Source organism: Rhizobium ruizarguesonis, assembly GCF_012349115.1.
Classification (GTDB): Bacteria; Pseudomonadota; Alphaproteobacteria; order Rhizobiales; family Rhizobiaceae; genus Rhizobium; species Rhizobium ruizarguesonis.
This window is the reverse complement of the sequence record NZ_PQIG01000109.1, coordinates 1-21,205: the sequence shown is the minus strand read 5'-3', so window position 1 is coordinate 21,205 and position 21,205 is coordinate 1. Positions and strand designations below refer to the sequence as shown.

25 protein-coding genes are annotated in these 21,205 nt (G+C 59.3%); 13 read left to right on the top strand and 12 right to left on the bottom strand.

Features of this window, described 5'->3' with window-relative positions; all coding sequences use genetic code 11:
* Nucleotides 1-72: 72 nt before the first annotated feature.
* Both C3Y91_RS29405 and C3Y91_RS29400 read right to left on the bottom strand, forming a co-directional pair.
* Nucleotides 73-1,473, bottom strand: coding sequence for a HAMP domain-containing sensor histidine kinase (locus C3Y91_RS29405; RefSeq protein ID WP_168576114.1), 1,401 nt, complete (start codon nt 1,471-1,473; stop codon nt 73-75).
* A 104-nt stretch (nt 1,474-1,577) separates the two neighbouring features.
* A complete protein-coding gene (locus tag C3Y91_RS29400; RefSeq protein WP_130672148.1) occupies nt 1,578-2,255 on the bottom strand; it encodes a winged helix-turn-helix domain-containing protein in 678 nt (225 codons plus the stop codon).
* Nucleotides 2,256-2,598: 343 nt separating this feature from the next.
* Here C3Y91_RS29400 and C3Y91_RS29395 point away from each other — a divergent pair, with 343 nt between their 5' ends.
* Complete coding sequence (locus C3Y91_RS29395; RefSeq protein WP_130666783.1) at nt 2,599-3,108, top strand: DUF2867 domain-containing protein; 510 nt, start codon at nt 2,599-2,601, stop codon at nt 3,106-3,108.
* A gap of 75 nt (nt 3,109-3,183) precedes the next feature.
* Here the strand turns inward: C3Y91_RS29395 and C3Y91_RS29390 are convergent, their stop codons facing one another.
* Nucleotides 3,184-3,984, bottom strand: coding sequence for an SMP-30/gluconolactonase/LRE family protein (locus C3Y91_RS29390; RefSeq protein ID WP_168252023.1), 801 nt, complete (start codon nt 3,982-3,984; stop codon nt 3,184-3,186).
* Nucleotides 3,985-4,345: 361 nt separating this feature from the next.
* Here C3Y91_RS29390 and C3Y91_RS29385 point away from each other — a divergent pair, with 361 nt between their 5' ends.
* From C3Y91_RS29385 to C3Y91_RS29375, 3 genes are all read left to right on the top strand, one after another.
* Complete coding sequence (locus tag C3Y91_RS29385) at nt 4,346-5,269, top strand: helix-turn-helix transcriptional regulator (protein WP_246733187.1); 924 nt, start codon at nt 4,346-4,348, stop codon at nt 5,267-5,269.
* 201 nt (nt 5,270-5,470) lie between these two features.
* On the top strand, nt 5,471-6,157 hold the full coding sequence (locus tag C3Y91_RS29380) for an alpha/beta fold hydrolase (protein WP_168576113.1): 687 nt from the start codon (nt 5,471-5,473) through the stop codon (nt 6,155-6,157).
* 245 nt (nt 6,158-6,402) lie between these two features.
* A complete protein-coding gene (locus C3Y91_RS29375) occupies nt 6,403-7,104 on the top strand; it encodes an alpha/beta fold hydrolase (RefSeq protein WP_130797652.1) in 702 nt (233 codons plus the stop codon).
* Between the two features lie 226 nt (nt 7,105-7,330).
* On the opposite strand, the gene C3Y91_RS29370 is transcribed toward C3Y91_RS29375, so the two are convergent.
* A complete protein-coding gene (locus C3Y91_RS29370; protein WP_018068464.1) occupies nt 7,331-7,486 on the bottom strand; it encodes a hypothetical protein in 156 nt (51 codons plus the stop codon).
* Between the two features lie 413 nt (nt 7,487-7,899).
* Here C3Y91_RS29370 and C3Y91_RS29365 point away from each other — a divergent pair, with 413 nt between their 5' ends.
* A complete protein-coding gene (locus C3Y91_RS29365; RefSeq protein ID WP_131612630.1) occupies nt 7,900-8,706 on the top strand; it encodes a class I SAM-dependent methyltransferase in 807 nt (268 codons plus the stop codon).
* Nucleotides 8,707-8,864: 158 nt separating this feature from the next.
* On the opposite strand, the gene C3Y91_RS29360 is transcribed toward C3Y91_RS29365, so the two are convergent.
* The 5 genes from C3Y91_RS29360 to C3Y91_RS29340 form a co-directional block, all read right to left on the bottom strand.
* Complete coding sequence (locus C3Y91_RS29360) at nt 8,865-9,401, bottom strand: GNAT family N-acetyltransferase (protein WP_018068462.1); 537 nt, start codon at nt 9,399-9,401, stop codon at nt 8,865-8,867.
* Nucleotides 9,402-9,479: 78 nt separating this feature from the next.
* The gene (locus C3Y91_RS38200; protein ID WP_210271246.1) at nt 9,480-9,578 is read right to left on the bottom strand and encodes a BBE domain-containing protein; all 99 of its coding nucleotides are present in this window, start codon (nt 9,576-9,578) and stop codon (nt 9,480-9,482) included.
* 92 nt (nt 9,579-9,670) lie between these two features.
* Nucleotides 9,671-10,270, bottom strand: a complete 600-nt coding sequence (locus C3Y91_RS29350) for a general stress protein (RefSeq protein ID WP_168576112.1) — start codon at nt 10,268-10,270, stop codon at nt 9,671-9,673.
* An 18-nt stretch (nt 10,271-10,288) separates the two neighbouring features.
* Complete coding sequence (locus tag C3Y91_RS29345; protein ID WP_131712538.1) at nt 10,289-10,606, bottom strand: PepSY domain-containing protein; 318 nt, start codon at nt 10,604-10,606, stop codon at nt 10,289-10,291.
* Between the two features lie 343 nt (nt 10,607-10,949).
* Nucleotides 10,950-11,339 (bottom strand): RidA family protein, encoded by a 390-nt coding sequence (locus C3Y91_RS29340; RefSeq protein ID WP_168576111.1) that lies wholly within the window; start codon nt 11,337-11,339, stop codon nt 10,950-10,952.
* A gap of 156 nt (nt 11,340-11,495) precedes the next feature.
* On the opposite strand from C3Y91_RS29340, the gene C3Y91_RS29335 reads away from it, so the two are divergent.
* Complete coding sequence (locus C3Y91_RS29335) at nt 11,496-12,089, top strand: TetR family C-terminal domain-containing protein (protein ID WP_498370389.1); 594 nt, start codon at nt 11,496-11,498, stop codon at nt 12,087-12,089.
* 393 nt (nt 12,090-12,482) lie between these two features.
* Here C3Y91_RS29335 and C3Y91_RS29330 read toward each other — a convergent pair whose 3' ends face one another.
* Nucleotides 12,483-14,876, bottom strand: coding sequence for an arylsulfatase (locus C3Y91_RS29330; RefSeq protein ID WP_168576110.1), 2,394 nt, complete (start codon nt 14,874-14,876; stop codon nt 12,483-12,485).
* 644 nt (nt 14,877-15,520) lie between these two features.
* Here C3Y91_RS29330 and C3Y91_RS29325 point away from each other — a divergent pair.
* The 5 genes from C3Y91_RS29325 (at nt 15,521) to C3Y91_RS29305 (ending at nt 17,878) form a co-directional block, all read left to right on the top strand.
* Nucleotides 15,521-15,835, top strand: coding sequence for an ArsR/SmtB family transcription factor (locus C3Y91_RS29325; protein ID WP_003557361.1), 315 nt, complete (start codon nt 15,521-15,523; stop codon nt 15,833-15,835).
* Nucleotides 15,832-16,191: an SRPBCC family protein gene (locus C3Y91_RS29320; protein ID WP_024323405.1), complete on the top strand. Its 360-nt coding sequence runs from the start codon at nt 15,832-15,834 to the stop codon at nt 16,189-16,191. Before C3Y91_RS29325 ends, C3Y91_RS29320 begins: the two co-directional genes overlap by 4 nt.
* Nucleotides 16,192-16,236: 45 nt before the next feature.
* Entirely contained in the window at nt 16,237-16,848 is a 612-nt protein-coding gene (locus C3Y91_RS29315) for an ATP-dependent Clp protease proteolytic subunit (RefSeq protein WP_018485617.1), read from the top strand.
* Between the two features lie 390 nt (nt 16,849-17,238).
* On the top strand, nt 17,239-17,457 hold the full coding sequence (locus C3Y91_RS29310) for a hypothetical protein (protein ID WP_024323404.1): 219 nt from the start codon (nt 17,239-17,241) through the stop codon (nt 17,455-17,457).
* A 163-nt stretch (nt 17,458-17,620) separates the two neighbouring features.
* Nucleotides 17,621-17,878, top strand: a complete 258-nt coding sequence (locus C3Y91_RS29305; protein ID WP_018068449.1) for a GlsB/YeaQ/YmgE family stress response membrane protein — start codon at nt 17,621-17,623, stop codon at nt 17,876-17,878.
* On the opposite strand, the gene C3Y91_RS29300 is transcribed toward C3Y91_RS29305, so the two are convergent.
* Nucleotides 17,879-18,175, bottom strand: a complete 297-nt coding sequence (locus tag C3Y91_RS29300; RefSeq protein ID WP_075225336.1) for a BON domain-containing protein — start codon at nt 18,173-18,175, stop codon at nt 17,879-17,881.
* Between the two features lie 200 nt (nt 18,176-18,375).
* On the opposite strand from C3Y91_RS29300, the gene C3Y91_RS29295 reads away from it, so the two are divergent.
* Nucleotides 18,376-18,756 carry a hypothetical protein gene (locus C3Y91_RS29295; protein WP_024323402.1) on the top strand — a complete coding sequence of 127 codons (381 nt, stop codon included), beginning with the start codon at nt 18,376-18,378 and terminating at the stop codon, nt 18,754-18,756.
* Nucleotides 18,757-19,165: 409 nt separating this feature from the next.
* On the opposite strand, the gene C3Y91_RS29290 is transcribed toward C3Y91_RS29295, so the two are convergent.
* Entirely contained in the window at nt 19,166-19,438 is a 273-nt protein-coding gene (locus C3Y91_RS29290) for a BON domain-containing protein (protein ID WP_024323401.1), read from the bottom strand.
* A gap of 527 nt (nt 19,439-19,965) precedes the next feature.
* On the opposite strand from C3Y91_RS29290, the gene C3Y91_RS29285 reads away from it, so the two are divergent.
* A partial coding sequence (locus tag C3Y91_RS29285) for a cation diffusion facilitator family transporter (RefSeq protein ID WP_168576109.1) occupies nt 19,966-21,205 on the top strand: 1,240 nt, incomplete at its 3' end.

The window sequence follows — 21,205 nt, the reverse complement described above, 5'->3', positions numbered from 1 at the left end:
AGGTTTTTCAACAGAACAAAGTTGGTGGCAGTTGCTGCCGAATAGCGCGAATCTGAAAGATCGCGCCGCGCTTTAGGATCCTGCCGCTGGCATCAGCGGGAAGCCGATCGAAACGATGAGGCCGGGATGATTGTCCGCCATGGTGATCTCAGCCGAATGCAGGTCGGCGATCGCCTTGACGAGGCTGAGCCCGAGGCCGCTTCCCGGCGTCGCGCGGCTCTTGTCGAGCCGGTAGAGACGCCGGAAAACCTTGTCCCTCTCGTCGGCGGGAATGCCGGGGCCGCTATCGGCGACAGAGACGATGGCGCGGCCGTCCTGGCGGCGGAGCGAAACCGTGATGCCGGTTCCGGCCGGGCAGTGGTTGATGGCGTTCTCCACCAGGTTGGCGATCATCTGCGTCAAGAGATCACGGTCGCCCCGGATGCGCGCGGGACAGCGCTCCGCGATCGTCAGCGACATCAGCGCGTCCTCGGCGACATCGACATAGACTTCGGAAATGACGGCAAGCACGGCGTCGATATCGGTCGCCTGGAAACGTTCCTTGCGGGCGCCGGCCTCGATCTGGGAAATGCGCAGCAGCGCCTCGAAGGTGGCGTTGATCCGGTCGCTCTCGTGTCTCGCTTCGTCAAGCAGCGCCGACACATCCGCCTGCTGGTCGTTTCCGGCCACCGCCGCATCCAGCGTCAGGCGCAGCCTGTTCAGAGGCGTCTTCAGATCGTGGGCGATATCGGCGCTCACCTGCCGCATGCTCTCGACCAATCTCTGCAGCCGCTCCAGTGCCGCGTTGATCTGGATCGCCACCGTATCGAGGTCGTCGCCGTTGCCGGTGATGGCTATGCGGGCGTCGAGCGCGCCGAGGGAGACATCGTTCATGGTGTGGGCGACCCTGTCCAGCCGCGCCTGGGCGCGGACGGCGAGAAAGACGCCGCCGCCGATCGCGGTCGCGACGACGATCGCGGCGGCCCATTCGAAGCTCACCAGCACGATCCGCAGCATCTCGTCGACATCGTTGAAATTTTCCGCCACCACCAGGCTGTAGGGGCCGATGGTCGAGACCTGCATCCGGTAGCGTTCATGCCCCTTCAACCCGACATCCCTGGAGGTGACGGTATAGACGCCGTTCGGGATACGGGGTGCGGCGAAATTGCCGGCAAGTTTGCGCCCGCCTGCATCCGTCAGCGAATAAAGCCCGTCGGAGGTCGATTGGAAGCTCGCATAATTGTTCAGCGTGTTGATCAGATCCTGGGTGTCATTGGGCTCGTAGGTCGAGACGATCAACGAATTCATCTCGCTCAGCGACTGTTCGAGATCGCGCACGAGGCCGAGGCGCAGCATGTGATAGATGATCGCGCCGCTAAAGATGAAGGCGACGACGAAGAGCACGCCGAAGGTGACGGCAAGCCGGAACGGCGTGCTCCTGCGCAGGCTAGAGCATGATGCCGAAAAGTGTGCGCGGTTTTCGGACGACATCATGCTCTCACTCTTTCCGGGCATGATGCCGAAAAGTGTGCGCGGTTTTCGGACGACATCATGCTCTTACTCTTTAAATTGCGAACAGGATTTGAGATTTTCCTGTTCTAGCGAGGCGCATGCAGGCTGTATCCGGTGTTGCGGACCGTGTGCAGAAGCTGGATCTGGAACGGCTTGTCGACCTTGGCCCTGAGACGGCTGATATGGGTCTCGACGACGCTGGTCTTCGGATCGAAGTGGAAATCCCAGACCCGCTCCAGCAGCATCGTCTTGGTGATGACCCGGCCTTCGCCGCGCATCAGCACCTCGAGCAGGGTGAATTCGCGCGGCTGCAGCTCGATCACCTGGCGGGCGCGGCGAGCCTCCCGCCGGATCAGATCGAGCTCGAGATCGGCAACCTTCAACACCGTCCGCTGCTCCTGCACCGGCGGCCGCCGGCCAAGCGCATTGACGCGCGCCATCAGCTCGGAGAAGGCAAAGGGTTTGACGAGATAATCGTCGCCGCCCGCTTCCAGCCCCTCGACCCGATCGTCGACGCCGCCGATCGATGTCAGGAACAGCGCCGATGTGCCGACCTTGGCAGCCCTCAGTGAACGCACGATCGCCAGGCCATCGAGACCCGGCAGCATGCGATCGACGACGATGACGTCATAGGCTTCGCGCTGCGCCTGAAACAGCCCATCGCGGCCGTCGCCGAACACGTCACAGACATGCCCGGCCTCGGAGAAGCCCTTGGCGATATAATCGGATGTTTTCCGGTCGTCTTCGATAAGCAGGATTCGCATCAGCCCGATCGTTCCCGGCATGCCTGGATGGCGAGATTTAGCCGAGGGGACGGCGTGGCCACAACTTACGGATTGGTAAGGTGATGGGTGGGGGAGCGGCTTTCCGCCGCAACCGGGCGCCAGGAGTTTCCCGCCGTTCCTTGGAAAGAAGTGATACGTTAGAGTCTGACTAGAAATGCGTGCGGTATTTCACGTTCGTATCGATCTCCTTGTGAGGCGGCGGATATGAGCGACGAATATCCAGGCCACGGCGCTTTCGATGGTGGCTGTCGAGGAGAGACATCTTGATTTGCCCTGCTTGCACGATTGCTACGCCCCACTCCAGCATCCGGGACCCAAACGCATGACCAAAGCGCGCGCCGTGCCCATGCCTGGCAACAGCGTGCTTGCGCCGCTTTACGCCGGCGCGGACCTTTTAGACGCGTTTGCAATTCGACTGCCGGCGGGGGCAAGCGATGATCTGGAGGTGTTGGCACGCGCCGGCTTCGAGCGACCGGCGGGGTGGATTCGTGCGCTCACTCGTATCCGCGATGTGGTGATGGCGACAGTCGGCATCAAATCGTCGCGCGCCATCGGTCTTGCCGCAGCGGGGCGTGGGCCGGTCATCGGCTACTTCCCGCTGCTGTCAAAGAGCGCGACGGAGTTGGTCGTGGGTGAGGATGACGCGCATCTCGACTTCCGCGTCACGATCCAACTTCGCACCGATGCAGCAAATGGGCGCGAGTTGGTCGTGGGTACGGTGGTGCATTGCCATAATCGACTGGGGCGTATCTATCTTGCGATGATAGCACCGTTTCATCGCGCGATTGCGCGGGCGAATTTGGAACAGGCAGCAAGAGCAATGAAGATTTAAGCATGCTTTGGCGGCCGCGACTGGCTGCAGTCGGCCACTAGCCAACAGAATGCTTCAATCTAACCCGGAAAGGCTCTACCCGTGAGGCCATCCCGCCCCGGCTGTCTCGACCTCGACGGACAAGAGCTGGCCAGTTCCGCCCATCTGGTCCATCTTGTCCATCCCGAACCATCTGGCGGCAGTTATGTATAGGGTGGTTCGATCAGGTCCACCCAGCATGCAGGCGAATGCGCCGCGATCGAGCTTCACTTCATCGAGGAGCTCGCCGCCTTCACGAACCCTGCGGCAGTAAGCATTGGGGACGTCGGCGTACCAGATCGCGCCTTCAGCGTCGAAGCATATGCCATCGGGCGGCCCGGGAAGATCGGCCCAAACCCGTCGACGGGAAAGTTGCCCGTCGGCGGCGACATCAAACGATGTCAGCCGTTTCGCCCAGCTTTCGGCGCAAACCAGTGTGCGCCCGTCCGCAGAGAGAGCCATTCCGTTCGGAAACTGAAAGCCTTCCGCTTGTGTTTCGACCGTCCCGTCTGGATGTATCAGCAGGATCGCGGGGCCGTTGACGTAGATCCGGCCGTGCGGATCGATCACGATCTCGTTCCAGCCATTGGCTCCCAACTCGGCGAACTCTTCCAGTCCGGACCCGTTGAACCGCAGCAAATGCGATGCCCTGGACGCGACGACGTACATGTCGCCCTGTGGTCCGAAGTCGAATGACAGGGGCGGGGCTTTCGCGGTTGTCGCCACTCTGACAGTTCCGTGCTCGCTCAAGGCGAGGATTTCACCGCTTGTCCAATCCGCGAACCACAGCTCGCCATCATGCCATCGTGGGCATTCGACCAGCCCCCGGTCTTCCAACCGAACCTTTGCCCTGTTCATTTCTGCCTCCTGTCGTTCTGCGCCTTGGCTCGTCGAATGGAGCCATCTTGTAAAGACGAACAAGCAAAGCCAATGCCGACACGTGTCTGGCGAAAAGGGCAATCACGGCCGTATCGTACTCTCTGCTGTGTAGCGGGAGCTGTCACGCCAGATCTGGCAGACGCCTTGCAGGACCACGAATGTTCGTATTCCTCAAGGCATTTCCGCGCCCCTATGCCATGATCCCAACTGCAATCGCGCCGCTTAAAAAGGCGGAGCTTTGCAGCAAAGTTGAATGTTGCGCAGCAGGTTCGTAACGGTGCATGATTCTTGCGGCGGTATCACGCCAAGGACATTCTGGCCTAAATATGGAGCTAAAGAGATGAAGATTCAGGGCCAGAGTGAGCTGTCTGGTATCGGTGAAATCCGAGCCCAGTTCGGCGGCTGGCCCATATCGACGGCAGGCATGTCGTCTACCTCTCGCGGCCTGCACTTTGATGTGAGAGACGGGAGCCACGGCGTCGAACTGGTTGTGCCTGCGTGTGATCATCATGCAGTATTAGTGGCGCTGGGATCATCAAGGCAATTCCGCTTTCAAACGCACATAGCGACCCGCGAGGTATCTTGCAGAGCAGGGGATCTGATTGTCGTCCCGGCCGGTAGCCCAGCACGGCTTGGAGGCGCTATCCCGCCGATGCTCCGGATCGGTATCGACCCGGAGCAACTCAGTGATGGCTCCCGGTTGCGTGAGCCCCTCCGAGGCCGGGATGATCAGACGGGTTCCATCCTTCACGCCAACGATTTGTTTGCACTGTACATCGGCGGCGCGATCCTCGAGGAGATGCGCAAGCCGGATTTTGAATGGCGGATGCCTCTGCTGCGTCACCTTGCCGAAGCGCTAACCGTGCATTTCGTGACAACGTATGGTGTTTACACAGTTTCCGATCACACCGGTGAAATCAGCGACAGGGAAGCCATCCGACGGGTAATCGAGCATCTTGGGCGGACAACACACGACTTTCCCGACCTCGCCTCGCTCGCCAAGCGGACCGGTCTCAGCCGCTTTCACTTCATCCGGGTTTTTAAAGCTGAGATTGGCATGACGCCTGCGCGATACGTCGAGCAATGCAGAATTGAGCAAGCGAAGTCATTGATCGAGACAGCCGAAATATCGTTGGCCGATATTGCCGATAAGCTTGGGTTTGTCGATCAAAGCCACCTGACCCGACGTTTCAAAAAGGTCGTAGGGAGTACCCCTGCTGCATACGCACGCGCGCAGGGCCGCCGGCATTTGTCAGAGATATAACAATAATGTACAAACTAGGCAATAAGTTACCATAAACGCAAGATAACTTCGATACCTATCAAGCGAAAAAACAGATTTTTCGTCTTATTGTTTCAATTTAAGCAATAACATCCCATATGCAGCAATAAAATGCCATGACCTGATCTCCGAAGTGGTTCATATGTATTGCCAACGGACGACATCAAGGCAGGAGATATAAACGTGAATATTAGAAACGTTATTCTTGTGCACGGATATTTCCTCGACGGTAATGCTTGGAATAAAGTTATACCGTTACTGTCAGAGCGAAGCATTGATGCAATCGCCGTTCAGATTTCGTTGAGCTCTCTCTCTGATGACGTGGCAATTGTTCATCGCGCCATTGAAATGCAGGACGGTCCGGTCATCCTCGTCGGACAGTCTTATGGTGGCGCGGTCATTACCGAGGCGGGCAACCACACCCGAGTTGCGGGCCTCGTCTACATCGCCGGCGCTGCGCCGGACAGTGGCCAGTCCGTCGACGACTGGTGGAGCGGTTATGCGACTGCGGCTGTTGTGAATGAACTGAGGCCCTGGGGCGACGCGCATGTTACGCTCACCCGCGACGGGGTGCGCAAATACCTGGGCCAGGATCTTCCGACCGAAGAAGCCGATATTGTCTACGCCACTCAGGGACCGCTTGGAACACGCAGTACATTAGAGAAGATCTCAAAAAGCGCGTGGCACACCAAGCCTTCCTGGTACATGGTCACAACGCTCGACCACACGGTTCCGCCCGCGGTACAGCAGGACTCCGCCGAACGTATGGGTGCCGAGATCATGGTTGTTCAGGCAAGCCACTTGCCTATGCTTTCACAGCCGAAAGCCGTTGCCGATTTCATCGCCAACGCCGCCGCGTCTTTTGACTGATAATTCGGTCCCAAGCCGAAGCATCATTCGAAACAACATATTCCGGAACGACCTCGCCACAGCGGCGAAACGACGACCCATTCCTGAGCGGCCCATTCCTGAGCGGCCCATTCCTGAGCGGACTGCGTCTGTTCGACCAAGTTCGACCTGGCGCACATCGCCTGGTCACAAAAGCTTCGAAAGAAGCCGTTGGCTCGCTTGCCCCCCAGCGGAATTATTTATCCAACCCAAGAAGGAACAGGATCATGTCTACATCACTAAAACCCACCATCGTTTTTTGCCACGGCATTTGGGCCGACGGCTCATGCTTCAGCAAAGTCATCCCTGCACTGCAGGCGGACGGGCACGAAGTCATCGCCGTCCAGTACGGCCTGGACTCCTACGAGGAGGACGTGGCTACGGTTAAGCGGACGCTCAATCGTGTCGGCAGCCCCGTCATCCTCGTCGGGCATTCCTACGGCGGCGCAACGATCACGGCCGCCGGCATCGACGAGCGTGTCGTTGGCCTGGTTTACATCGCCGCGGTCGCCCCGGATGTCGGCGAGACCGTGCAGGATCAGCTCGCCAAGTATCCTTCGGACATCTTCAACCACGTTGAGGCAGCGGACGGTCGGGCCTGGATGCTGCCGAGCGGAACCAAGTTCTTCGCTGGAGACCTCTCGGAGGAAGAGCAGAAGCTTGTATGGGCCACGCACTATGCGCCGGTTGCCGATCTGTTCAACCAGCAAAAGCTCGGTGCCGACGGGATCGCGTGGAAGTCCAAGCCAAGCTGGTACGTCTTGGCGACGCAGGACCACACGGTGCACCCCGATCTTCAGCGCTGGGTTTCCAAGCGTATGAACGCGACGGTGACGGAGGTGGAAAGCAGCCACGTGCCGATGCTCTCTCAACCCGACGTGGTCATCGATGTCATCCGCAAGGCAGCAGCGGCCGTCCAGCGTCGCTGATATATCGTGGACATTGCCTATGAAGAGACCGTCATGAGGCGGTCTTTTCTGTTATTGGCAGATGCGCCTTTAAGCGCGTCCGCCAACTGTTCACCGTGCGAGGGGGATCAGGCGCGAATGCCAGCTGCGGGAGGCGTCATCGCAGGTCCAAGGCACCGGCTGATGCGTGAGATCAACGCTTCAACCCTCCTAGCGACGTGCGAGGAAGGTTGAAACTCAAGGCCGGTTAGGCGGTCCGCCGATAGCGGTCGCGCTCTTGCGCGATCTGCTCTGGGGCGTAGGGATCGAGCGTGTCGTCGAACCGGCTCCATCCCTGCTCGTTATAGGCACGCCGACGTTCGATCGGGTCGACCCAGTTTGAACCCTGGAGCTGTCGGTCCACCTTCTGCCCAAAGAGCGGACTTTTTGGTTATCGAAGGATAAGGCTGCTTTGCGCCCTCTTAGCAGTCGTTCAGCAACGGGATTCTCGCGCTAATAGCGGACGTTGTCCAGCGATCCGCAGTTCCTGGCTGGCAATTGATCCTTTAGACCACGGGCCGGGCTGAAGGATTGCAGTGAGTGGGCGAAGCGAGCTCCCGCCGTGCGATCTACGCGGATCACACTAGTCAAACCAACCAGGCGGCACGTCGGAGCCCCCCGAGGGGAAGGCCAGTGTGATTTCAGGGGATCCCGCTGTGTCATATTTTCTTGAGAAGCGTTAACAAGGTTCCACTGGATTGCCCGGTGTGACGGCGATACGTGCGACCCGAATGGCCGTGTTACGGTCCATTCTTGATCGAGAGAGGATGGCAAGACATGGAAGCCGCAGAACTACGATATAATTGGGCTGATCCCGACGTCTACGAGACATTCATAGGGCGCTGGAGCGAACATCTGGCAAGCCCATTTCTCACACGCGCCAATATTGCTCCGGGCAGTCGCGTGCTCGATGTAGCATGTGGGACAGGTGTGTTGTCGAAAGCACTGGCCGAGGCGGGAGCGCAGGTGATCGGGGTTGACGCATCGGAGGGATACCTGGAAGGAGCCCGCCGTCGACGATCCCACCCCAATATCGCCTATGAACACGGCGATGTCCGGCACATGCGGTTCGACACTAACTTTTTCGATGCGGCCGTTTCCACGCTGGCCCTGGACGTTATCCCGGAAATTGAACAGGTAGTTGCCGAGATGAAGCGCGTGACCCGTCCAGGTGGCGTGGTCGCGTCCGCCGTTACTCAGTTCTTGGGCGGCATGCCCGCCTTCGATCTCGTCATTAACACCGGCGCCGTGCTTGAGACCGACTTCGCCAGGCTGAGATCCATGCGGGCGGGGCGCCAGCTCTTCTGGCCTAATGGTCAAGCGACGTTGTGGCGGAAGATCGGCCTCGTCGACGTGACGGAGATTCCCGTTGTCGTGGATTGCGAGTATGCGTCCTTCGCGGATTATTGGGCTACGTTCACCGACGGCCCGGGCAGCGTCACAGGCATATTGATGGCACTTTCGGACGACGCCCGCGGTTCGATCGAACAGCATGTTCGTGCCGGGTATCTGGTTGGCTTGCCCGATGGACCCCGGTCATTTCCCATGATGTTCCGTGTGGTGCGTGGCTTGGTCCCAGCCTGATTCTGGAGAGCATGCAATGGGCCTGCGAGGGCCTGGTGTGGGCCGTTCTCAGACCTTAACCCCGCGGGATGATCATCAGCTGTCGTTCCTCGGCAGCCAAAAAGCTGCCAGGCCGCTAACGGCCCCAAATCGGTCATTCCTTCACGCTGGGCCGGAGGTCAGAACGTCTTGCTCATAAGCAGGATAGGAACCGGAGCCCCGCCACGCTCGTCGAAGAATTTCTTGACGGGTTGGTACCCGCAGGCGCGATACAGTGGCTCTCCGGCCGCGGTAGCCGCCAGCTCGGCACGGGCGAAGCCCTCGGCCTTGGCTGCACGCTCACAAAGCGCAAGGATCAGGCGGCCGACCCCCCGCCGGACAAAGTCCGGATGGGTGTACATGGCTCTGATGCGTGCTGCATCCTTGGCAGGATCAAGCAGCGCTGCATCACGTCCAGGCGACTGATCTCCACCATACATCGTTGCGCGCCGGCTCCAACCGCCGCAACCTGCCAAAACGCCGTTGTGCTCCACGAGGAAGTAAGTCCCGTCGTCGACAAGTTGTGTATCCAGCCCCATGATGGTGCGGCTGGATTGGATCTGAGCGTCATCCAGAAAGGGCTTCTGGAGTTCAGAGATCGCCGCGTTCATGAGCGCAATCAGGGCCGGGAGATCCTCGCGTTGTGCTATCCGCTGCCGAAAGTTTTCACTGGCCATGTTCAAGTCTCCATATGACGAATTTCGTTCGGGAGGATCGTCCAGCGACTGCGCACGGTTCCCCCCCCGAATTCCGAATTATCCAGACCTGATGTTTTGGTTCAATCGGAAGAAATTGGTCGGATCGTATTGCTTCTTGATGGCGGCAAGGCGCGGATAATTGGTGCCACCTCGGATGCGTCTTGCGGATGGTCTTGCCCGCTTCTCTGCGTGAAATCAACGCTTCAACCCTCCTTGCGACGTGCAAGGAGGGTTGAACTCAAGGGCGGTTAGATGGCGGTCGGCCGATACCGGTCGCGCTCCTGCGCGATCTGTTCAGGGGAATAAGGATCGAGCGCGTCGTCGAACCGGGTCCATCCCTGCTCGTTATAGGCACGCCGGCGTTCGATCGGGTCGACCCAGTTTGAACCCTGGAGGATGGCCTGCGCCTCGGGCGCGCGGGTGTCGTCGACCTTGGCGGTGACCAAGCTGCCGCCACGGCGGACACCTTCGGCATAGAGGTGGGCATCGACTTCCGGGACGCCCGAGTCGGTGAGGGCGCCGATCAGGCCACCGGCGGCACCGCCAGCGACGGCGCCGGCGACAGCCCCGGCCGCAGTCGCGGCAAGCCAGCCTGCGGCAACCACCGGCCCGACACCCGGAATGGCCATCAGGCCCAGTCCGGTGAGCAGGCCGCCAGCGCCACCGACGGCAGCGCCGATGCCGGCGCCGGTCGCGGCATCCTCGCCAACGTCAGAGTCGCGATCGATGCGGCCAGCCTTGTTGGAGACGATGCTGATGTCGTTTGAGGGAATGCCTGCCGCTTCCAATTTGCTGACGGCGGAGCGAGCGTCCGAGTAGTCGTCGAAAAGTCCGGTTACAGTTCTCATCATGTTTCTCCCTGGGGGTTACTTGGCGACGATGTTGCCTTGATAATCGAGGGCAATGGCGACGGCTTTGCCGTCCTTCATGCCGGAGGCCATCCAGATTCCCTTGTCATCGAGCTTGAGATCCTTGACGTCGGTGTAGCCCGCATCCGCAATGCGATCCTTCGCCTGAGCTTCGGTAAAGCTATTGGCGCCCTCAACGGGAGCGGTCGGATTTTTGGTATCTGTGGTTGCAACCGCAGGTGTATTTCCATCCTTGGATGGAGCCGGTGTGGTTTGGGCAAAGGCTGCAATGGCAGACGCGCCGAGAATTGCCGCCGCAAAGACGATCTTCTTCATATATGTTTCCTCCATTTGCGGATCAGATGACGATCCGTGCGGTGAAAACATGCAGAGGAGATCTTTGTTCCCCGAGAATATGCAATTGATTTTTCTAAATATATGGCAGAGCGGCGCGCTGCGGCTCATTCTCTGCGGCGCCGGGGCAATGTAAGCAGACAGTAACGGTGTGGGGTAACCGACGATCCACGGCGCGCTTCAAGGAAGCCTCTCGGTGTGAGGCCAATCCTCTAACTCCTAAAGTTGTGCTGCCGTCAAATGTCCTAGGGGTGGCAGCGCGGGGCCGCTCTCCTGCCGGCACGTCGTGCGGGTGACGGATGCGGCCCCGGCAATGTCAGTGACTTCACGGAATACGGGCGATGACCTTGATCTCGAAGTCGAAGCCGGCGAGCCAGTTGACGCCGATGGCCGTCCAATTCGGGTAGGGTGGCTTGCTGAAAATCTCCTGCTTGACCGCCATGATCGTTCCGAACTGGTTTTCGGGGTCGGTGTGGAAGCTGGTGACGTCAACGATATCATCCAGCGTGCATCCGGCGGCACTCAGCGTCGCCTTCAGGTTTTCAAAGGCGAGCCGGACCTGGCGTTCGAAATCGGGTTCGGGTGTTCCATCCGGACGGCTGCCGACCTGTCCGGACACAAACAGCAGATCGCCGGATCGGATCGCGGCGGAATAGCCATGCTCCTCGTAAAGAGCGTGCCGGTTGGCGGGAAAGATTGGTTCGCGTTGGGTCATTCTGATCTCTCTTCATTGTTGACAACGACCGATGAGCGCGGCGTGACGCTTCACATCTCGCGCCAAATTTGGTATACGGTTCGTATGTGAAATATGCGGGCGTACGCATCGTATGTCAAGTCCATATACGCTTCGTATATGAAATTGAGAGATGGAATGGTCAAGAAGCGCAGCGAAACGATGCAGGAAAACCGCGTCAAATTGATCGCGGCGGCACGAAAGGCTTTTGCGGAAAAGGGGTACTCCGCAGCGTCGATGGATGAACTGACGGCCGACGTCGGTCTGACACGGGGCGCGCTTTACCACAACTTCCAGGACAAGCGCGGGCTGCTGGCGGCGGTGGTCGATCAGATCGACACTGAGATGGCGGTGCGCGCTCAGGAGATCGGGGCGGGCGCAGGCAACGATTGGCAGGGCCTGCTCGCCGAGGGGGCCGCCTATATCGAGATGGCGCTCAATCCGGAAGTCCAGCGCATCGTCCTGCTCGACGGACCTGCGGTGCTGGGGGATCCCTCGCAGTGGCCGAGCCAGAACAATTGCCTGCAGGTGACCAAGAGCACTGTGGGGCGCCTGATCGCCCAAGGCATCCTCAAGCCGCTTGACCCGGAGGCGGCGGCCCGGTTGCTGAGCGGCGCCGCTCTCAATGCGGCTCTCTGGATCGCCGCCAGCGAAGATCCGCAGAGCGTGCTGCCAAAGGCGGTCGAGGCTTTCCATGCCTTGGCGGCAGGCCTGCTGGTGCAGCGTTTGTGATCTGCCAAGGGCCAAAGTCGAGCGAAGGGACGTTCACCGCAGTAACGGCGAAAGTGGCTCCTTCTCCTTACTCGCTGTTCGAAGCGAGAGAAGGGAAGCGGCACGGGCTGGATCGGTGGTCGTCAGTTTACCTTCGCCATTGGATGATGAGGGGGGGATGATGATGGGGGATGATGATGGGGCGATGGGTCTGCTTTCGACCCAGAGCAGTCGGTCGGACCAATCCACTGCAACGATCGGCAAGCCTCAGAACTTTGCTTCCGTCAAGATCGCGTTCGTTGCAGTCTGAGTGGAGCATAACAATACTGGCTTTGCGCTTGCACTCAGTTTCCCTCTTTCAGCAGTCTCGCCATTGGCGGCCCTGGTTCGCATCAGAGCCGCCATTAGCTCAACTCAGTTCAACTGCACGGTCAGCTTGTCGATGGTTCCGGTGAATTCGAACGGAACCTGATAGTCCTTGTCCTCGACGCCGGTGCGCGTATCCAAGCCGACATCGAATGTCTCGTCCCACGGCATCAAGGCAGGGACTGTATGCGGGATTTTCTGGCTGGCAACCTCCTCGCCGTCCACCGTCAGAACGCCGCTTCCACCCTTGGCCATGCCTGGTCCGTCCGACTTAAAGTCGAACACGATGGTGTGCTTGCCCGGTGTCAGCACGTCGGAGCCCTCCCAACGGAACCGCTCCATATCCATGAAGTTGTAGAGAAACACCGGCTTGCCTTTGAGCAAATAGAGGCCGTAGCCGGCAAATTTGCCACCCGTGGTGACGATCATGCCCTCGGTGCCATCTGCCGGAACTTCGATCTCCGCGGTGATGGTGTAGGACTTGTTCACGATGTTCGGGGCGTTACTGCCGGGCAGACCGGAGATGACGCCCGAATAGCTGAACACGTTCCGTCCGGCGGTCGCACTTGGCCGGGGTGTCATGAGGCGCTCCAGGATAGAGTTGTCGAGCGGGAACACGCCGTACTTCGCGGCTTCCAGCAGGAATAGCTCCTGCATTTCGTTCAGCTTGTCGGGATTGACCGCCGCGAGGTCGTTAGCCTGGGAGAAGTCCTCGGCGAGATTATAGAGCTCCCATTTATAGCCGTTGACGACTTCCGGCATCGCGGACTGCCCCATCAGCCAGGGCGCGGCTGGTGGGGTTGTGCATGCATACCAGCCCGCGTGGTAGATGCCTCGGTTGCCGAACATTTCGAAGTACTGCGTCTGTCGAGCGGAAGGAGCTTCGGCGTTAGCCTTGTCCCAGGCATAGGCCATGCTCACCCCTTCGATCGGCTTCTGGGCAACACCATTGACCATCACCGGCGCCGGAATGCCCACGGCTTCGAGGATCGTCGGCACGATGTCGATGACATGGTGGAACTGGTTGCGGACGCCGCCGGCATCCTTGATGCGGGCCGGCCACGACATCGCCATGCCCTGCCGCGTGCCGCCGAAATGCGAGGCGACCTGCTTGGTCCATTTGAACGGCGTGTCGAAAGCCCATGACCAGGCCACCGACATATGCGGGTAGGTCTGGTCGGAACCCCACGCGTCATAGAACTTCATCTGCTCGGCAACCGGAATTGTCAGGCCCTCGATGGTGATCAGTTCACTCGGCGTGCCGAGCGTGCTCCCTTCCGCGCTCGTGCCATTGTCGCCCTCGATGTAGATGATGAGGGTGTTGTCGAGTTTGCCGACGTCCTCCACCGCCTGGATCACCCGACCGATCTCGTTGTCGGAGTAGGCCACGTAGGCGGCGAATACCTCGGCTTGCCGGGCGAAGAGCTTCTTGCTCTCGGGGTCGAGCGTTTCCCATTTCGGCAGGTCGTCCGGCCAGGCGGTCAGCAGCGTATTCTGCGGGATGACGCCGAGACGCTTCTGGTTGGCGAATATCTCGTCACGCATGGTGTTCCAGCCGTTGTCAAACTTGCCCTTGAACTTCTCAATCCATTCGGGCGTCGGATGATGCGGTGCATGCGTGGCGCCGGGAACATAGTAGACAAAAAACGGCTTGTCGGGCGCTGACGCGTTCAACTGCTTGATGTGGTTGATCGCGTTGTCGGCCTCGTCGGTGATCAGGTTGTAGCCGGGCTTGCCAACCCAGGGGAAAATCTGCGTGTGGTCCTGGAAGAGATAGGGCTGCCACTGGTTGGTGTCGCCACCCATGAAGCCATAAAAATAGTCGAAACCCATGCCGGACGGCCATTGGTCGAAAGGTCCGGAGCTGCTGTACTGGAAAGACGGCGTGTTGTGGTTCTTGCCGAACCATGACGTGGCGTAGCCGTTCTGCTTCAGAATGTTGCCGATCGTAGCGTTCTCGACGCCGAGGACCGAATCGTAGCCCGGATAGCCCGTGGCTTGCTCGGAAATAACACCGAAGCCGCTCGAATGATGATTGCGTCCGGTAATCAGCGCTGCCCGTGTCGGCGAGCAGAGCGCCGTGGAGTTGAACTGCGTGTAGCGCAGTCCCGACTGCGCGATCCGGTCGAGCGCCGGTGTCGGTATGACGCCGCCGAAAGTGCCTGAGACTCCATACCCGGCATCGTCGGTCATGATCAGGAGGATGTTCGGCGCGCCCTTGGGCGGCACGATTTGCGGCGGCCAATAGGGCTTCGAGTCCTTGGCGCTGAGATTGATCTCACCGCCGAATGCCTCCGGCGGATTGGGAAGGTACCTCCCGTCGACGGTTGTCGTGGCGCTGGGCGAGCCCGGGGTGCCGGTGATGGTCTGCGCGTGGATTGGCGCAATGTAGAATCCGGTTGAGATCAGAAATGACGTTAGCAACAACGTGCGAGATTTCATCACAAGCCTCCTGTGCTTCCCATTGATGTGGTTGGATCTTTAGGCGTGTTGTCCCCTGCAGATGTCTTGGTTATTTCCGCGCTGCGCCGTGACAAAACGGGCGGCTCCGTCCCCGCGCGGTTGGTCCCTCAGTACAAGACAGCTCGCCGATAGGTGCAGCGCGCGACGCCGGCATAGGAAACCGCGGCGAGAACCGGCGCACCCAATAGAAGTCTCCGCCTGCAAGTCGTGGTCGGTGCTGCTTGTTGAAAATCCAAGGCAAAGGTCTTGCTCCAAGGTGACGCTACGGCATCGCGCTCTCGCAAGGAAGGTAGTTTACTGTATCCTACGGGCAGAATTTGAACGTCGGATGGCCGATTTGGTCCCAGATGCTGAGGCCGGAAAAGATAGAGAAGATTGCACCACTGAAGGAAACCGGTTTGTCTTGAACGCGCGGCTTCGCAGCGTAGGGCGCAGGCATGGCAATCGAGGACGCCGCGATGCGGAGCCGCTGCCTTCAAGAAACCGGCAGAGTTTTGCGGCGAGGATCCTCGAACGCTTTCCGGAAAGACCGGAGTGTCGCAAAAGTCGGGAGTTGCGCGACAACGGATAAGCCATCGCGAAATAGACTTGCGAATCGCATAAGTGTGTGCTTATGTGTTGGCATGATCGAGAATGACATCTTCCGAGCCTTGGCTGACCCGACCCGCCGCGCGATCTTCGAGAAGCTGGCGGCGGGCGGCATGAACGCCAGTGCCCTGCGTGAGGGCATGGAGATCAGCCAGCCGGCAATGTCGCAACACCTCTCGGTTTTGCGGAGCGCAAAGCTCGTGAGGGAAGAACGGCAGGGGCGTTTCGTGAATTACGAAGTCGATCCGGACGGGCTGGCTCTCATCGCACAATGGTTGGCGAAATATCGCGCCTACTGGCCTGCCCGCATCGAAGCTCTCAAGGTCTTGCTGAAGGATATGGACCAATGAACGATGGAAAGGCCAAGGAGCAGAAAGACGGCTTCGAACTGGAATTCGATCTGGATGAACCGCCGCAAAAGGTCTGGCGTGCAATCAGCATTCCGGAATTTCGGGAAAACTGGTTGCCGAAAGACGCTTTAGCCGATCCTACCCCGGCCACGATCACACCTGGCGAGGAAGTCCGTTATAGCCTGCGCGACGATGCTCCACCTTTCCTTGAAAGCACGGTCACGTTCACGATCGTCCCGAACGCGACCGGCGGCACCCGCCTGCGCATTATCCACGAGCTGACCGACGCCAGGCTTGACCGGATGGCGAAAACGGCCGCGAACAGCAACAGTCCACCCGTCATGCTCGCCGCCTGACGCGGCAAGCTCTCCCTTTAATTTCTGGAAGATTGGAGTTCGCCGATGCGCGAAGCGATGCAACTCGTCCCTATGGTCGTAGAACAATCCAGCAGAGGGGAGCGGTCTTTTGACATTTACTCCCGCCTTCTGCGCGAACGCATCATCTTCCTCAACGGCGAGGTCAACGATACCGTTTCCGCTCTGGTCTGCGCGCAGTTGCTGTTCCTTGAGGCCGAGAATCCAAAGAAGCCGATCAATCTTTACATCAATTCTCCGGGCGGCGTCGTGACCAGCGGCTTCGCCATGTACGACACCATGCGCTTTATCCGCGCGCCGGTTCATACGCTTTGCATGGGGACAGCCCGTTCCATGGGATCGTTCCTGCTGATGGCCGGCGAAGCCGGCGGAAGAGCTGCTTTGCCCAATGCCAGTATCCTCATTCACCAGCCATCCGGTGGCTTCCAGGGGCAGGCTTCCGACATGCTGATTCATGCCGAAGAAATTTCGAAGACCAAGCAGCGCATGACGCGGCTCTACGCGGAGCATTGCGGACGCTCCTATGAAGACTTTGAGCGCGGGATGGATCGCGACCGCTTCATGACGGCGGAAGAAGCATTGGAATGGGGTCTTATCGACCGTATTCTAACGGTTCGGGAAGGCGAAATTCCCGATTAAAGCGACACTTGTTTTCCTGACTTTTGCAACGTCGTAGAATGGTGAAGGCGAGACCCTGTCACGGATGCAAAGAGTCCAGGCAGGGCGGAACCGTTGCTGCGGTGATCGGTTAATCCGTCGAGGTCGTGGCGTGCCAATCGGACGTGACGGAGATGGTGAACGCACCGGTTTTTCCGATTTCTCGGTGCGGGCGGAAACGCCAGGAGAGCACCTTACCCGTTCGCCGCGATCTCATCCCGCAGAACAGGATTTCGCGAGGATCGAACCGCCAACCAGGGCCACGCATCGATCGCTGTCTCCTGAGCGCGGAAACCGCCGCCCGCCCATCAAAGGCGGTGGAACACGCGAGCGACGATGCTCCGTGAGGAACGATCAGAGGAGGAGAAGGTGATGAGCAAGAATAATTGGAAGGCCGGGCTTCGCGCCAAGCTGGAGCATCTCGTCGACGACTGCGTTGTGGCCGGGGCCAGGCAGCAGGACGTTTTCGATACGATCATCAAGGAGATCGGCAATCTGCGCGCAGCCCTTGAGCGCGATCCCGACCCTGCGGAGGATGATGTTGCCGTCATAGAGGAGCCTGCAAACGATTGGCCCGCGGCCGACAAGTGACCTGAAACCGATCGGGGAGGGCACGCGACCTCTTGGGGCGGGGGTTATGGAACCAACTGGCGCGGCGAAGATTATAGTCTTGTCGCTTGGCAATCGGTTTAGCCTGGATCTGCGAGACGTGATTGCCCGCGCCGGCCGCTCATCATTCACAAGGGGAATTGCTATGGAAAGTGCAGGTATCGGCTGGATCGCCGCAATCGTCATCGGCGGCATCGCCGGCTGGCTCGCTGAAATGCTCATGAAGAGCAACATGGGCGTGCTGATGAACATCCTTCTCGGCATTGTCGGCGCCATCGTCGCCAACTTTATCCTGTCCCTCTTCGGCGTCGTCCTTGGCGGATGGCTGGGTTATCTGATCGCGGGCTTCATCGGAGCCTGCATCCTCATCGCTGTGGCGAGAATGGTCAGACGCACGGCCTGATCAAACAGGAGCCGGCTTCGCAAACCTGGCCGCCCTGACGTGGGTCTTCATGCCGGGGCCGACGTTCTCCCAGCCGACGATCATCGCATCAAGCGAGATGGCTTTGTCGCGGTCTGCAGCCTTGTTTATAAAGCCTTCGAGCAGGACGACAGGGCCGAGCATCCTGATCTCGATGGCACTGTTGTCGATATCCGGATCGGCGGAAAGGGCTGCTTCGATTGTGGCGATCGTGGACGCCGAACTGTGGCCTTGCGAGCAGCGCTCTTCGTGATTGTAGTTAACGGGGCCGAACCTCATATTCTCCACCTGTCCCGCCAGTTTTCAATAAAACAATAATCTATGAACTAACTTTTCCCGTACTTCTGCTGAAAACTATCAAATTATCGTGCGGCTTCGCTATTACGGCAAAGCGATTGGCAGCTAATTACAAAAGATGACTTGTAGTCCATATGTGTTGGATAGAAACTGTGCTTGGCAGAGATGGGAGAAGTTGGCCAATGCACAGAACTATACTAACTGTACTATCCGTAATTTTTCTCGGAACGCAAGCTATTGCTGCTACCGCGATGATAGGGAAAGAGCTTCAGGCTCTGCTTTCAGACGGCAAGGTGATTGCGCTGGGCGGCCCAAGTGAGGGCTACAGTGGGGAGCTTTCTGTACTCAAGGATGGCACCGCACATGGTCAGGTTAAACTCGATTCTGGAGATGTAATCTCAATTGACGGCGTATGGCACATTTCCGGCAACACGTTCTGCCGTACCTGGAAGGGGGGAAGGGACGCGGGCAAGGCGGTATGTGAGGCCTGGAATAAAACAGGCCCGAAGTCTGTTAGCGTATTGAACGGAAAAGAGAATATTGGCATAAATTCTTGGAAATAGCCTCGATGCCGTGATCGATTTGCAAACCGGGCGCGGGCGCTGCAAGCATCGGTGAAGCAGCTGAGCTGTCGTCCTTCTTGAAGGATCTGCAACATCGATCAAGAGGACCGTCGACCTGCAAGCCGGGGCGGCCGCCCGGCTTAACAGGAGACAGCGGTTTTCGGGGTGAAAACCAGCCGAGCGACCTGTTTTCAAACCCGCCTGAGGGTTCGGCAGTTCCGCCTCTCACCCGAAAGGACTACACCTTCACGACGGACGAAGCACGAAGCACGAAGCGCCGGCCCTGGGCGTCGTCGATCGCCGATACCGGGATGTCGTCGTCGACCGAAAGATGAAGGAAGTGTTCCAGACGTCGGACGTCACGCCGGGGCGGGTCCGACCTTATTCCTCACTCTCGGGATCCGCCTGGCTATTGCGTGGGGAAACGGCTCAGCATCCGATCCTGGACGTTCTCCCAGCCGACGATCATCGCAGCAAGCGAGATGGCTTTGTCGCGGTCTGCGGCGTTGGTTATAAAGCCCTCGAGCAGGACGACAGGGCCGAGCATCCTGATCTCGATGGCACTGCTGTCGATATCGGGATCGGCGGAAAGGGTTGCTTCGATTGTCGCGATGGTGGACGCCGAACTGTGGCCTTGCGAGCAGCGCTCTTCGTGATTGTAGTTATCGGGGCCGAACTTCATATTCTCCTCCTGTCCGCCCCTCCACGGACCTTCACATTACCTCGCATAACATATGAGCAGCGTGTCCTGACGTCGCCACCTGGACTTAAGTCCGGCTTTCCCTCGGAACGATCCGGCCTAGATTCTCCTGATCCTTGTTAAAAGGACATCAGGGAGGTTTTAGGAATGTTGCCAAACTCCAGTCAGAACCTCCCTGATGATGCAGGAGCGACCGAACGCTTTTCCCCTAGGCCTGTCTGATCGATGATTTTGGCGCCCGCGGCGGTTTCGGTGGGCAGCTTCTGACGCGTGGCCTCCACCATACAACGCTTTCAACCTGCCTTTACCAGTTGCGCGGGAAACACGGGATTGTTCAGCAAAAGAGAAATGGGCCGCGCTTTCGGGCGGAAGCGAGCATGCTCGATCTGTTGTCCCGGCGATGAATCATGCCGCAATCGATAACCTTGTTCGCATCCACACACAAGAAACCAACTTGACGCATCCCCTCCGGGGGGATAGGTAAACGGCACAATCAATCAAGGTCTGCAATGTTCGCCAGCATCAGGGAATGGTTCGGTTTCGGCCAAGGCGGTCAATCCCATGGCCACAGTCACGGCTCGCACGGCCACTCGCATGGAGATGCCGGAGGCCATGGTCACACGCACGGCGTCGTCGATCCCAGCATCGCCTCGTCCGAGCGCGGCATCTGGGCGATCAAGTGGTCGTTCGTCATTCTTGCCATCACCGCGGCTCTGCAGCTTGCCGTCGTCTTCTCGTCGGGAAGCGTGGCGCTGCTGGCCGACACCATCCACAATATCGGTGATGCCGCCACCGCAATTCCTCTGTGGATCGCCTTCACGCTGGTCAGACGGAAGCCGTCGAAAACCTTCAATTATGGCCTCGGCCGGGTCGAGGACCTTGCCGGTATGGTGATCGTGCTGATCATTCTCTTCAGCGCCATCGTCGCCGGCTATGAGGCGATCGACCGCCTGCTGAACCCGCAGCCGATCACCCAGCTTCTGGCTGTGGCCGTGGCCGGCGTTATCGGTTTCATCGGCAACGAAGCCGTGGCGGTGTTCCGCATCCGTGTCGGCAGGCAGATGAACAGCGCCGCGCTGATCGCCGACGGCTACCACGCCCGCACCGATGGTCTGACGAGCCTGGCCGTCGTCGCCGGCGCCGTCGGGGTCTGGTTCGGCTTTCCGCTCGCCGATCCGATCATCGGCCTGCTGATCACCATCGCGATCTTCGGCATCGTCTGGCAGTCGGCGCGCGCCATCATTACCCGCAGCCTCGACGGCGTCGAGCCCGGGATCACAGACGAGATCCGTCACGCAGCAGAACATGTCGCGGGCATTGGTAGTCTGACGGACGTGAAGGCTCGCTGGATCGGTCACCGGCTCCATGCCGACGTTACGATCTCGGTCAGCGGCGACAAGCCCGTCGCGGATGCCAAGGTCATCGTGGCCACGCTTCGCAATGAGCTTCACGCACATCTTCCGGCGCTTGGTACGGCAACCATCCAGATCGCCGAAGCAGCCGCCGAAGCGCCCACCAGCCATCGCGGCCAGGGGCATCACCACGCACCCGCTGCGTTCACGGTGAGTTCCCGATTGGCGACCGGATTCCTGGAGATTGTCGACACGCCGGAGGGTGAACGTATGCGGCTCTCCATTTCGAAACACGCTAGGGGACTTGAGGCCGTCGTGGAGATCGCCCGCGATGGCGTCGTTGAGCGGCTGCCGCTGCTCCCTTCGCCGGCCGATCATCACGCTTTGATCAGCAACG

What these genes read in the sequence shown, in the direction of transcription:
- C3Y91_RS29405 (WP_168576114.1), bottom strand. Translation starts at nt 1,473, where the DNA reads ATGATGTCGTCCGAAAACCGCGCACACTTTTCGGCATCATGCTCTAGC.
- C3Y91_RS29400 (WP_130672148.1), bottom strand. Translation starts at nt 2,255, where the DNA reads ATGCGAATCCTGCTTATCGAAGACGACCGGAAAACATCCGATTATATC.
- C3Y91_RS29395 (WP_130666783.1), top strand. Translation starts at nt 2,599, where the DNA reads ATGACCAAAGCGCGCGCCGTGCCCATGCCTGGCAACAGCGTGCTTGCG.
- C3Y91_RS29390 (WP_168252023.1), bottom strand. Translation starts at nt 3,984, where the DNA reads ATGAACAGGGCAAAGGTTCGGTTGGAAGACCGGGGGCTGGTCGAATGC.
- C3Y91_RS29385 (WP_246733187.1), top strand. Translation starts at nt 4,346, where the DNA reads ATGAAGATTCAGGGCCAGAGTGAGCTGTCTGGTATCGGTGAAATCCGA.
- C3Y91_RS29375 (WP_130797652.1), top strand. Translation starts at nt 6,403, where the DNA reads ATGTCTACATCACTAAAACCCACCATCGTTTTTTGCCACGGCATTTGG.
- C3Y91_RS29365 (WP_131612630.1), top strand. Translation starts at nt 7,900, where the DNA reads ATGGAAGCCGCAGAACTACGATATAATTGGGCTGATCCCGACGTCTAC.
- C3Y91_RS29360 (WP_018068462.1), bottom strand. Translation starts at nt 9,401, where the DNA reads ATGGCCAGTGAAAACTTTCGGCAGCGGATAGCACAACGCGAGGATCTC.
- C3Y91_RS29350 (WP_168576112.1), bottom strand. Translation starts at nt 10,270, where the DNA reads ATGAGAACTGTAACCGGACTTTTCGACGACTACTCGGACGCTCGCTCC.
- C3Y91_RS29345 (WP_131712538.1), bottom strand. Translation starts at nt 10,606, where the DNA reads ATGAAGAAGATCGTCTTTGCGGCGGCAATTCTCGGCGCGTCTGCCATT.
- C3Y91_RS29340 (WP_168576111.1), bottom strand. Translation starts at nt 11,339, where the DNA reads ATGACCCAACGCGAACCAATCTTTCCCGCCAACCGGCACGCTCTTTAC.
- C3Y91_RS29335 (WP_498370389.1), top strand. Translation starts at nt 11,496, where the DNA reads ATGGTCAAGAAGCGCAGCGAAACGATGCAGGAAAACCGCGTCAAATTG.
- C3Y91_RS29330 (WP_168576110.1), bottom strand. Translation starts at nt 14,876, where the DNA reads ATGAAATCTCGCACGTTGTTGCTAACGTCATTTCTGATCTCAACCGGA.
- C3Y91_RS29325 (WP_003557361.1), top strand. Translation starts at nt 15,521, where the DNA reads ATGATCGAGAATGACATCTTCCGAGCCTTGGCTGACCCGACCCGCCGC.
- C3Y91_RS29320 (WP_024323405.1), top strand. Translation starts at nt 15,832, where the DNA reads ATGAACGATGGAAAGGCCAAGGAGCAGAAAGACGGCTTCGAACTGGAA.
- C3Y91_RS29315 (WP_018485617.1), top strand. Translation starts at nt 16,237, where the DNA reads ATGCGCGAAGCGATGCAACTCGTCCCTATGGTCGTAGAACAATCCAGC.
- C3Y91_RS29310 (WP_024323404.1), top strand. Translation starts at nt 17,239, where the DNA reads ATGAGCAAGAATAATTGGAAGGCCGGGCTTCGCGCCAAGCTGGAGCAT.
- C3Y91_RS29305 (WP_018068449.1), top strand. Translation starts at nt 17,621, where the DNA reads ATGGAAAGTGCAGGTATCGGCTGGATCGCCGCAATCGTCATCGGCGGC.
- C3Y91_RS29300 (WP_075225336.1), bottom strand. Translation starts at nt 18,175, where the DNA reads ATGAGGTTCGGCCCCGTTAACTACAATCACGAAGAGCGCTGCTCGCAA.
- C3Y91_RS29295 (WP_024323402.1), top strand. Translation starts at nt 18,376, where the DNA reads ATGCACAGAACTATACTAACTGTACTATCCGTAATTTTTCTCGGAACG.
- C3Y91_RS29290 (WP_024323401.1), bottom strand. Translation starts at nt 19,438, where the DNA reads ATGAAGTTCGGCCCCGATAACTACAATCACGAAGAGCGCTGCTCGCAA.